The organism is Acidovorax sp. LjRoot38, from assembly GCF_964252975.1.
Lineage (GTDB): Bacteria > Pseudomonadota > Gammaproteobacteria > Burkholderiales > Burkholderiaceae_C > Acidovorax > Acidovorax facilis.
This window is the reverse complement of record NZ_CAXUPT020000017.1, coordinates 77,286-88,084: the sequence shown is the minus strand read 5'-3', so window position 1 is coordinate 88,084 and position 10,799 is coordinate 77,286. Positions and strand designations below refer to the sequence as shown.

10 protein-coding genes are annotated in these 10,799 nt (G+C 67.1%); 3 read left to right on the top strand and 7 right to left on the bottom strand.

Translation table 11 applies throughout. From position 1 onward, the window contains the following. Positions 1–76 precede the first annotated feature (76 nt). The 4 genes from ACSQ22_RS23225 to ACSQ22_RS23210 all read right to left on the bottom strand — a co-directional run bounded on the left by ACSQ22_RS23225 (position 77) and on the right by ACSQ22_RS23210 (position 4,393). Positions 77–1,159 carry an adenylate/guanylate cyclase domain-containing protein gene (locus ACSQ22_RS23225; RefSeq protein WP_436131682.1) on the bottom strand — a complete coding sequence of 361 codons (1,083 nt, stop codon included), beginning with the start codon at positions 1,157–1,159 and terminating at the stop codon, positions 77–79. Positions 1,160–1,498: 339 nt separating this feature from the next. Then, complete coding sequence (locus ACSQ22_RS23220) at positions 1,499–2,536, bottom strand: fumarylacetoacetate hydrolase family protein (RefSeq protein ID WP_436131681.1); 1,038 nt, start codon at positions 2,534–2,536, stop codon at positions 1,499–1,501. Beyond that, positions 2,533–3,366, bottom strand: coding sequence for a cyclase family protein (locus ACSQ22_RS23215; RefSeq protein WP_436131680.1), 834 nt, complete (start codon positions 3,364–3,366; stop codon positions 2,533–2,535). Before ACSQ22_RS23215 ends, ACSQ22_RS23220 begins: the two co-directional genes overlap by 4 nt. A 34-nt stretch (positions 3,367–3,400) precedes the next feature. After that, positions 3,401–4,393, bottom strand: coding sequence for a tripartite tricarboxylate transporter substrate-binding protein (locus ACSQ22_RS23210; RefSeq protein WP_436131679.1), 993 nt, complete (start codon positions 4,391–4,393; stop codon positions 3,401–3,403). 169 nt (positions 4,394–4,562) lie between these two features. Here ACSQ22_RS23210 and ACSQ22_RS23205 point away from each other — a divergent pair, with 169 nt between their 5' ends. Next, positions 4,563–5,306 (top strand): TetR/AcrR family transcriptional regulator, encoded by a 744-nt coding sequence (locus tag ACSQ22_RS23205; protein ID WP_436131678.1) that lies wholly within the window; start codon positions 4,563–4,565, stop codon positions 5,304–5,306. Positions 5,307–5,604: 298 nt separating this feature from the next. Next, positions 5,605–6,789, top strand: a complete 1,185-nt coding sequence (locus ACSQ22_RS23200; RefSeq protein WP_436131677.1) for a porin — start codon at positions 5,605–5,607, stop codon at positions 6,787–6,789. 100 nt (positions 6,790–6,889) lie between these two features. On the opposite strand, the gene ACSQ22_RS23195 is transcribed toward ACSQ22_RS23200, so the two are convergent. Both ACSQ22_RS23195 and ACSQ22_RS23190 read right to left on the bottom strand, forming a co-directional pair. Then, positions 6,890–7,684, bottom strand: coding sequence for a metallophosphoesterase family protein (locus ACSQ22_RS23195; protein ID WP_176888598.1), 795 nt, complete (start codon positions 7,682–7,684; stop codon positions 6,890–6,892). 19 nt (positions 7,685–7,703) lie between these two features. Continuing rightward, positions 7,704–8,771 carry a diacylglycerol/lipid kinase family protein gene (locus ACSQ22_RS23190; protein ID WP_228898646.1) on the bottom strand — a complete coding sequence of 356 codons (1,068 nt, stop codon included), beginning with the start codon at positions 8,769–8,771 and terminating at the stop codon, positions 7,704–7,706. A 290-nt stretch (positions 8,772–9,061) separates the two neighbouring features. Between ACSQ22_RS23190 and ACSQ22_RS23185 the strand changes: the two genes are divergently transcribed. Next, on the top strand, positions 9,062–9,916 hold the full coding sequence (locus ACSQ22_RS23185; RefSeq protein WP_436131676.1) for a phosphatase PAP2 family protein: 855 nt from the start codon (positions 9,062–9,064) through the stop codon (positions 9,914–9,916). A gap of 17 nt (positions 9,917–9,933) precedes the next feature. Here ACSQ22_RS23185 and urtE read toward each other — a convergent pair whose 3' ends face one another. After that, the gene (gene urtE / locus ACSQ22_RS23180) at positions 9,934–10,626 is read right to left on the bottom strand and encodes an urea ABC transporter ATP-binding subunit UrtE (RefSeq protein ID WP_055398987.1); all 693 of its coding nucleotides are present in this window, start codon (positions 10,624–10,626) and stop codon (positions 9,934–9,936) included. Between the last annotated feature and the right edge of the window lie 173 nt (positions 10,627–10,799).

The window sequence follows — 10,799 nt, the reverse complement described above, 5'->3', positions numbered from 1 at the left end:
GGTGAGCATTGCCAACTGGGCGAGACCCGCCAAACAGCCCAAGCCATGAACGGGCCAGACGCCAGCGCCGGGGCTTTCAGTGCGCCACCAGCAGCTGCACAAACATCTGCACCTTGGCGTGGCATTCGGCACTGATGGAGGTGAACTCCAGCCCGGCCACCCACTCGTCGCCTTCCTGCTTGAGGGTGATGACCCGCGCATACACATCGGCCACGCGGTAGTCCACCAGTGGCAGCTCAAACTCCAGCTTGATCTCGCTGTGCGGCTCCAGCGGCTCGATCAGCTCCACCAGCAGGCCGTGGTAGCCGATGTCGCGAATGGCTCCGTGCACGATGTGTGGCACCACGATCTTGTCCTGCATGCGCTGGCACAGGCAGGGCAGGCGCGCATCCACACGGTGGCTGCGGCGAAACTCCTGGCGCGGCACCTTGAGCTTTTGCGAAGGGATGGCGATCAGCTCGCGCAGGCTCACGGGCTGCGTGCGGCCCTTGACGTAGACCTGCATGGGGGCAGACGCCGACACCAGACCCCAGCAGCGCTGGTACGTCGTGTCGCTGATGAGCACCTGGCCACGCAGGCTCAGCGCCTCGATGCGCGAGGCCAGGTTGACGGCCTCGCCGATCACGGTGTATTCGGAATACACGTCCGAGCCAAAACGCCCCGCCATCACCGTGCCCGTGTTCACGCCAATGCCCAGGAAGACCTCGGGCAGCCGCTCGCGCAGGTGGGCGAGGTTCAGCTCGCGCATGGCCATCTGCATCTCCACGGCGCAGAGCAGCGCGCGATCCACATCGTCGTCGCGCGCCACAGGCGCACCGAACAGCACCATGATCGAGTCGCCCATGAACTTGTCGATGCTGCCCTGGTACTTGAACACCACTTCGGACAACCGCGCCAGGCAGCGGTTGAGCGCCGCAATCACCACCGACGCCGGTTGCGAGCCCGACAGTGCGGTGAACCCGCGCAGGTCGGCCAGCAGGATGGTGACCTCACGTGGGGCCACAGACCGGTCATCGGTGGCGGCACCTTCCGGGCCGTCGCCCTGGCGCAGGATGGCAGCCATCTCGGCGAGGGCTTCTTCGCGCAGCGGCGTGCCGGTCTCGCGCTCGATCAGCGTCTGCAGGCGGCGCACCGCATCGTGGTGGAATTCTTTGTGCATGGCGCGGGGGAGGTGGGGGAGTTCGTTGGTATAGGGGGCATCACCGACCCCTGCCAGCCAGAATAGGCGCCGCCCACCGTCTGGTCAACCGGTGAAAACACCCCGGGCTGCGCGGCGGAAGATGAATCAGTATGCCCCCTCGCCCCTGCTGGGAGGGGGCCAGGGGAGAGGGGGGCACCGAGCCCCAGAGCGCCCCCTCTCCCCAGCCCTCTCCCGCGAGGGGAGAGGGAGAAAGACCCAGCGCTGCGGGTGATGGAGGGTGAGGCGGCGGCCCCACGGCGCGATGGACTGGAGCGAAAAATTCAAGGTTTTTTGGCCTCTATCGCACGACCATCAAGCCTATATAGCTATCGAAATAATAGCATCTAAAGTATTCACCCGCCCGGGGCCCACCGCGCCGCCCAGCACCACCACCTGGTCGATCACGCCAAACGGCCCGGGATGGCCCTGCCCGTCCAGCGCCACCATGCGCACCCGCTCGCCAAAGCGCAGAAACGGCGTGTGCGGCGCGCCGTCGGCCAGCGCCTCGACCATGCGGCGCTCGGCGATGCAGGACGAGCCCACGGCCACATCCGCATTCGACACGGTGCCCGAGCCAATCAGGGTGCCTGCCGACAGCCTGCGCGTGCGCGCTGCATGGGCGATCAGCTGGCCGAAGTCAAAGTGCATGGCGCCGCCGTGCGGGTGGCCAAACCATTCGCCGTTGCGCTGCGTCTGCAGCCGCAGGTGCACGCGGCCGCCGTTCCACGCTGCGCCCAGTTCGTCGGGCGTGATGGCGATGGGCGCGAATGCGGTGGAGGGCTTGGCCTGCACAAAGCCGAAGCCGCTTTTGGCCTCGCGCGGGCCGAAGGCACGCAGGCTCCAGTCGTTGATGAGCACGATGAGGCGCACATGCTGCAGCGCCTCTTCAGCGGTGACGCCCAGGGGGGTTTCGCTGAGCACCACGCCAAACTCGCCCTCAAAGTCGATCTGGTCGGCCTCGGACGGCAGGGGCACATCGTCGTGCGGGCCCAGAAAGTCGTCGGCTGCGCCCTGGTACATGAGCGGAATGGTGTCGAAGTCGGCCACCGGCGGTACCTTGAACGCGCGCTCCATGAGGTGGCCGTGGTTCAAGAACGCTGAGCCGTCCAGCCACTGCCAGGTGCGTGGCAGCGGTGCCAAACACTGGCGCGCATCAAAGGGCATGGCGCCCGGGGCTGCGGGCGCGTTCACGGTGCGGGCCAGGTCGTGCAGCGCGGGCTCCACCACGCTCCAGCGCTCCAGGGCATCGAGCAGCGTGGGGGCCACGGGGCTGGCATCGATGCAACGGCGCGCATCCGTCGACACCACCACCAGGCGGCCATCGCGCAGGCCGTTGCGCAAGGTCGCAAGCTTCATGGCGCCACTCCGGCCGCAGACTGCAGCGGCAGCACCGGGTCGAAGATGGCCACAGCCCGCGTCCAGCCTGCCGAGGCGCCGCGCACCTTGACCGGAAAGCACGAGATATAGAAGCCGCTGGCTGGCAGCGCCTCCAGGTTGTGCAGTTTTTCGAGGTGGCAGTAGCCAATGTCGCGCCCAGCCTTGTGGCCCTCCCAGATCAGCGATGCGTCGCCGCTTTCGGCATAGCGCTGCGCGGTGTAGGCAAAGGGAGCATCCCAGCTCCAGGCGTCGGTGCCGGTCAGGCGCACGCCGCGCTCCAGCAGGTACATGGTGGCCTCGTAGCCCATGCCGCAACCCGCGCGCGTGTAGCCCGCCGTGCCGTAGGCGCTGCCAGCGCGGGTGTTGACCACCACGATCTGCAGCGGCTGCAGCGTGTGGCCGATGCGGGCGAGTTCGGCCTCTACATCGGCGGCCTGCACCACGTAGCCGTCGGGCAGGTGGCGAAAGTCCAGCTTCACGCCGGGCTGGAAGCACCAGTTCAGATCCACCTCGTCAATGGACAGCGCGCGCTGCCCGCCATCCATGGTGGACGCAAAGTGGTAGGGCGCGTCCAGGTGGGTGCCGTTGTGGGTGTTGAGCTGCACGTCCTCCACCGCCCAGGATTCGCCGTTGGGCAGGTCTTCCTTCTGGAGGCCTGGAAAGAACTGCGCCAGGTCCGCAAAGCTCATCTGGTGGTCGATGTAATGGATGCGCGGGCCCAGGCCCGGCGGGTCGGAGACAACATCGTTTTCAAGGTGCATCGAGATATCGACGATGCGGCGCGCAGGTGTGGCGAGCGTGGTGGTCATGGCGGGGTCGGGTGGAAAGGTCGAAACAAGGCGATCAGGATTCGGCCGTGAAGCCGGTCTGCTTGATGAGGCCGCGCCACTGGTCGGTATCGGCCTTGAGCATCTGCGCCAACTGGGCGGCGGTGGAGGGCTTGACCTCCAGGCCGTACTGCTTTCCGTAGTCCACCACCTCGGGCTGGCTCAATGCGGCCTGCAGGGCATCGGATGCGCGCTTGATGGTCTCGGGCGTGGCCTTGCCGGGCAGAAAGAAGCCGTACCACTCGCTGACCTTGAGGGGGTAGCCCAGCTCCGTCAGCGTGGGCACCTGCGGCAGGAACGGCGAGCGCTTGCTGCCCGCAATGGCCAGCACGCGCAGCTTGCCGCCCTTGCCATGCTGCAGGTAGTCGCCAATCGGCCCCCAGAACGCAGGGATCTGCCCGCCCAGCAGGTCTTGCATGCCGGGCACCGTGCCCCGGTAGGCGATATGGCGCATGTCGATCTTGCTGAACTGCCCCAGCAGCACGCCCACCATGTGCGGCATGGAGCCCGCACCGGGGCTGCCGTAGTTGGCGCTGCCGGGGTTGGCGCGCATCCAGTCCAGCAGGTCGGCCAGCGTGCGCACGCTGTCGGGCACACCGGGGCCCACGGCCAGGCCGTGGTCGAACATGGCGCCCAGTGACACGGGCGCCACATCGTCCAGCGTGTAGCGCAGCTTGGGGTAGGTGTAGGGGTAAATGGACAGCATGGACGACGGCGTGATGAGCAGGCTGGTGCCATCGGCCGGGCTGTCTCGCAGGTTGAGGATGCCGATCTGCCCGCCTGCGCCAGGCTTGTTGTCCACCACCAATGACGCTGCGTACTGTCCACGCATGCGGTCACCCACCCGGCGCGCCAGCGCATCGGCCGTGCCCCCGGCCGGAAAGCCCGAGATGATGCGCGCCATGTCGGGCATGGCATCTTTGCTGGTCTGCGCCCAGGCGGCAGGAGCACCGCCCAGGGTGGGCAGCAGGGCGGCAGAAAGCTGGGTGAAACGGCGGCGGGTGAACATGGTGTCTGTCTCCTGTTGGAATGGATAGAAGTTGCAGCGACACCCCGCAAGCCAGATCTGACAGGGCCTGCAGCGGGTGGCATGAAAAAATTATACGAACGTACAAATTCAAATCGACTGGGGTTTGTACGAGTGTTCAATATATTTATACAACCGTATAAACCAGCCTATGCCCAAATCCCGATCCACCCCCCAGACTGCGGCCACCGTGCCCGCCACCCCTGCCGCGAAAGCCCCGGCGCGCAAGCGTGCTGCGGCCCGCAGCGCCACCAGCGAAGAAGCGCTGGCTCCCAATCGCCAGGCCAACATCCTGCAGGCGGCCGAACGGCTGTTTGCCACGCGCGGTTTTCATGGCGTGTCGATCCGCGACATTGCCGACGAAGCCGGTGTGCCGCTGGCGCTGGTGGGCTACTACTACGGCCCCAAGCTGTCGCTGTACCACGCCATCTTTCGCGCGCATGCGGGCTACATCGATGTCCGGCTGCAGTCACTGGCCCAAGCCCAGCAGGCGGCCCCACCCGGTCAGCTTCTGGACGAAATCGTCAAGGCCTTCGTGCTGCCCGTGCTGGAGGTGGCCAGCCAGCCTGCAGGTCACCACTTTCTGCGGCTGCTGTCGCGCGGCATGAACGACCACCTGGAAGAAGACGAGCCCATCATCCGCGAGCTGTTCGACCCGCTGGCCCATGCGTTCATCGATGCCATTGCAGCCGCCCTGCCCCAGGCCACGCGCAGCCAGGCCGCGTGGTGCTACCAGTTTGCACTGGGGGCCCTGCTGCACCATGTGAACGACCAGCGCATCGAGCGCCTGTCGTACGGCCAGAACCAGCCCGGGGACGAAGCCACGGCCGGACCACTGCTGGTGCGTTTCATCGCGCAAGGCATGCGTGGCGCCTGTGAAGGCGCGGTGCACTGACGCCGAACCGCTGACACGCCCACCCCTACCACCCGCACTGCCGCGCGAGCGCCGCATGCCAGGCACAGCCACGCCCATCTTTCTGGTCCCTGCCCACCGCCACCCCAGGTGGCTGGGGCCCTGCGCTGCCGCCTCACCCTGGGCATCGGCACGCCAGACCGGCGCACCCTAGCCGCACCGCTTTCGGCGCACACAACGCGCTGACCCCCTCCCCCGTTGAACTGCGTTTTCGGAACAGCCCTGGCTGCGCCGTGGACCGGTTCGCCCACCGCTTGCCCCTCACCCATAGAAAGACACCATGAAACCTCGCACCTCCCCCACGCACCACCTCTTCCGCCCTCGGGCCCGTCGGCGCTGGACACGCGCCCTGGGCACCGCTGCAGCCCTGTCTGCCACCACCCTCGCCGCGCAGGCACAGCCAGCATCCGGCCCCGGACTGCAGCTGTATGGCTTGGTCGATGCCGCCGTGGGCCGCTTTGCGGGCCCCGCCGCCGGCATCAACGCGCAGGACCGCGCCGTGACCAAACTGGACGGCGGCGGCATGTCCACCAGCCACTGGGGCGTGCGCGGCACCGAAGACCTGGGCGGCGGGCTGTCGGCACAGTTTGAGCTGTCGTCTTTTGTGCGCAACGACTCCGGCGCCACCGGCCGCAACGATGCGCTGCCCGCACCGGTGAATGTGGCGGCCGACCCCGTGTTCTCGCGCGCCGCCTGGGTGGGCGTGTCGCACCGCGACTGGGGCCGCGTGCGGCTGGGCAATGTCACATCGCTGCTGTTCCTGAACTCCATCACCTCCAACGCGTTGGGCGACTCCACCGTGCTGGGGCCCCTGAACCTGGTCACCTTCATCGGCAGCCCGCTCACGGGTGGCACGGCATGGGCCAACTCGGTGGTGTATGACAGCCCCAACATAGCGGGCTTCAATGCCTCGGTGGCACATGCCATCTCCGAAGGCCAGGGCGGCGGCAACAGCGCGGCCCGGCTGGCCTATGCCCAAGGCCCATGGGCCGCATCGCTGGCGTGGCAGAGCGTGAAGAAGAACCCCGGCACCTTTGCCGACGGCACCTCGCCCAACGACACCCGCGCCTGGCAGTTGGCCGCGTCGTACGACTTCGAGCTGGTCAAGCTGTTCGCCCACCTGGGCCGCATCGACAACCGAGGCACGGCTGCTGCGCCGCTCAACGTGTCATACCGCGTGTGGGACATCAGTGCATCCATGCCCGTGGGCGCAGGCCGCGTGCTGGCAGGCTACGCCGTGCGCCGCACCAGCGACACCGTGGGCCCCGTGCCCGCCACGGTGGCGGGCGGCAACGTGAAACGCAAGGTGTTCACCCTGGGGTACGACTATTTCCTGTCCAAGCGCACGGACCTGTACGCCATGGTGATGCGCGACAGCACCCAGACCCGCACGCTGCCTGCGCCGCCGTCTGTAGTCAGCGCACAGGGCACCGGCTTTGCGGTGGGGGTGCGCCACCGGTTTTGATCCGTTTTTCAGAAAGGTTTACGGAGAGTCCCAAGGTTGGGGCGCCTTTGGGCGCCCCTTTTTTATCAAGCGCCGCTCCCGGCCTCCGCGGGTCCACGATTCACTCCGCCCCCACCGCCTGCCGCAGCACACACACAAACTCCCCTGCCGCTTCGTCGTAATCCCAGCGCGCGGCATAGCGGGCCCAGCCCCCCACGGCGGCGCCTGAGGCTTCTACCGTCAGCACCACCAGGCTGTTGGGGCTGCCGTGGCGCAGGCGGTGCGATACCGCCGTGCCAGCGCGGCAGGCCCACAGGCCCGGCAGGGGCTGCAACACGCTGGGTTCATGCACGTGGCCTGACAGCAGCATATGGGCACCCGCCGCGCGCCAGCGTTGCAACGCTTCGTCCGCCCGGTGGGGCCGGTGCGCGCGGTCGGCGGCGTCGCGGGACACCAGGGGGTGGTGGCTGGCCACGATGCGCCAGGCATCTGGCGGGGCGCGCGCCAGCAGCATGGCCACATGATCGATCTGCGCCGACGACAGGCTGCCCCGCTCGTGCCGCCAGGCGCGGGTGGTGTTCACGCCCACCACATAAAAGGCGCCCATCTGCCGCACGGGCTCCTGGTCGATGCCGAACTGGTGGGCATAGCGCTCGTAGGCGCGGCCCCAGCGCATCCACCAGGCAAACAGCGGCAGGTCGTGGTTGCCCGCCAGCACCAGGGTAGAGCGGGCATGCAGGCCTTTGACAAAACGCGCGGCCTGCTCAAACTGCACGGCGGTGGCGCGCTGCGTAAGGTCGCCGGACACCACCACCATCGCCACGCCCAGCCGCTGCGCCAGCCGTTGGGCCGCCGCACACACCGCAGGATCGTGTGCACCAAAGTGCAGATCCGAGAGGTGCATCAAAACGGTCATCGGTGCTTTCAGGCCAATGTCATGCAGGCATGAGACCGGGCACCGACGCGGGCTCTGGCGCTGCAACTGGTGCACCCTGGGTCTCGCCCTCCTGCTCATCATCACGCATCAAGGTGGTGGGCGCCACCAGCCACAGCGGGCGCTCGCTCAGGCGGAAATGGAGGGGCGGCACCATCCATTCGCGCTCGCCATCAAACGCCAGCTTGACTTGCGGTGGGCGCCAACTGGCGGGGGTGACGGTCAGCTCGGTACAGGCCATGCTGACCACGGCATTGTCTTTGTGCAGCTGCCCCGTGGCCGCGTTCCACACGGTGCGCGCTATGGCCCAGCGGCCTTGGGGCTTGAGCATGACCACGGCCAGCTTGCCGCCGTCGGCCACGGTTTGCGCCTGCGGCAGGCCCATGCGGTCGAGCTGCAAAGGGTTGTTGCCCACAAACAGCGTGGTGACCAGGTGCTCCTCTTGCTGCGCCTGGGCACCACGGTCGGTCTTCATCACTACGCGCCAGCGGCGGCCCGCCGAGGGGCGGAACATGCTCCAAACCGCAGCCGCCACGGCCACCCAGCGCTTTCGACCAAAGCGGCGCGAGGCCATTTCGCGGTCGGCCAGCATCTTGGGGTACAGGCCCACACTGGCGTTGACCACAAACATGCGCCGGTTGACAAAACCGACCTGCACCGGGCGCAGGTCGCCGTTGCGCAGCGCCTGCAGCAGGTCTTGCACGGCGGTTTCGGGGTCCAGCGCCAAGCCGTGTTCGCGGCTGAAGTAGTTGAACGTGCCCATGGGCACCACCCCCAGTGGCACCCCCGCCAGCAGCGCCGCCGAGGCCACGGCGTTGATGGTGCCGTCACCCCCTGCCGCCACCACCAGCCCGCCATCGGCCAGCGCAGCCTGCGCGGCATCGCGCGCCAGCTGCACGATGTCGCCGCGCTGGTCGGGCACATGCCAGACCACGTCGTGCTCCTGCAAGGCGGGCACGCCTTCCAGCTTGGCGCGCAGCAGGTCCAGGTCGGCCCCGGGGCGCTTGGGCACCACCAGGTGGATGGGCCCGTGGGGACGGACAGGATGGGGATGCTCGGAAGGGGTCATGGTTCGACGGCTGCGTCAGGAGGCAACGCCTGGAGCGTCGGGCACGGATTGTGCCCGGGAGCCCCCTGCAGCCATCCTGAATTGTGTAATGCGGTGACCTGAATGATCGCCCCGCCGCGCCCCTGCCGCAGCCAGCAGCTGCGCCCTTGCCCTGTCAGAGTTTGCCGACAGACGCCGCATGGCAAGGGGGCATACACCTTCGCTGTGGCGGGGTGTAGGGAACTCGGTTACAACGCCCGGCTCCCTCATATTGACTTCCAAAACAAAACGCAGAAAGCCACCAGCACCCGATGACGATAGCGACACTCACGACCCCGATGGACCTTGCCGCGCTGGGGGCGCTGCTGGCGCGCTACCCGATGGAATGGTGGGTGGCAGGCATGTTGGCCTCGGCCCTGGTGGGCGCGCTGGCCTTGGTCGGCTTGCGCACCGCGCAGCACCACAGCCCGCCGCTGCGCAGGTTTTTGCCCGCGCAGGCGTATGGGGTGGTGCTGGCCGCCATGGTAGCCAGCGCATTCGCACTGGTGCTGGCAGGCGCCACGATGGCCGAACTGGCCGAAAGCTGGAGCGAGGGCGGCCGTTGGGGAACGCTGGACGATGCCATTGCGCAAGGACTGCGCACGCACGCCGACACGGCCGTGCTGCAGTGGTTTTCGGTGCTAACGCATCTGGGCGATTCGTGGGTGCTGGCCGCGTGCACCGTGGTGGTGGCGGTGCTGCTGTGGGCGTGCCAGCACCGCCTACTGGCCATCGGTTGGCTGGTGGCCCTGGCGGGCAATGGTGCACTGACCAAGATCCTGAAAAAACTTTTCGAACGCGTGCGGCCGGAACACGAACATGGCATTGCACAGGCCCACGGTTTCAGCTTTCCGAGCGGGCACAGCAGCGCGTCGATGGCGGCCTTCGCCATGCTGGCCTACCTGGCCACCCGCCTGCTGCCAAGGCCCTGGCACCTGCCTGCGGTGCTGGCAGCGGGCGCGCTCACCTTCACCACTGGCTGGAGCCGCGTGGTGCTGCAGGTGCACTACGCAAGCGATGTGCTGGCGGGCTGGCTGCTGGCGGGCACCTGGGTTCTGTGTACGGTGCTGATCATGGAGAGTGTGTCGCGCTGGCGTGGTTCACAAAACCGCCTGGTGCAGGCCTGAACGTCTGTCGCCTTCATTCAGATGGCGACCAGATTGCGAATTCCCTTGGCTTCCATCTCGCTGCCCGGGCCGCGCGCAATCACTTCGCCGCGCTCCATCACCAGGTAGTCATCGGCCAGCTCCTGCGCAAAGTCGTAGTACTGCTCGCACAGCAGGATAGCCATTTCACCCTTGTCTGCCAGCATGCGAATGACGCGGCCGATGTCCTTGATGATGCTGGGCTGGATGCCTTCGGTGGGCTCGTCCAGAATGAGCAGGCGCGGACCGGGGGCCAGGGCACGGGCGATGGCCAGCTGCTGCTGTTGCCCGCCGGATAGGTCACCACCCCGGCGCTTGAGCATCTGCTTAAGCACGGGGAACAGCTCATACAGGTGCGGGGGCACGGGCGTGGAGCCGCTTTTGTACGCCAGGCCCATGCGCAGGTTTTCTTCTACCGTGAGGCGGCCGAAGATCTCGCGGCCTTGGGGGACGAAGCCGATGCCTGCTCTCGCCCGGTCGTAGGGAGTGGTTTTGTCGATGGGTTTGCCGTCGAACGTGATGCCCCCGCTTTTGATGGGGACGAGGCCCATGAGGCTTTTGAGTAGCGTGGTCTTGCCCACACCGTTGCGGCCGAGGAGGACGGTGACTTTGCCGGCCTGGGCGGTGAGGCTCACGTCGCGCAGGATGTGGGAGCCGCCGTAGTACTGGTTGATATTTTGGACGGTGAGCATGATGAATTTTTGAGTGTTTTTGGCCTCTGGCGCTTTTCCTTCAAGCGCAAGCAGCTATTGTTTTTATAGTATTGACATCCCCTGCCCATTCGGGCTGAGCTTGTCGAAGCCCTCCGCTGATCGATCCCCATGCCTTTGCCAAGGGCGGGAGCCGGGGGGTGCGCCCGGCGGCG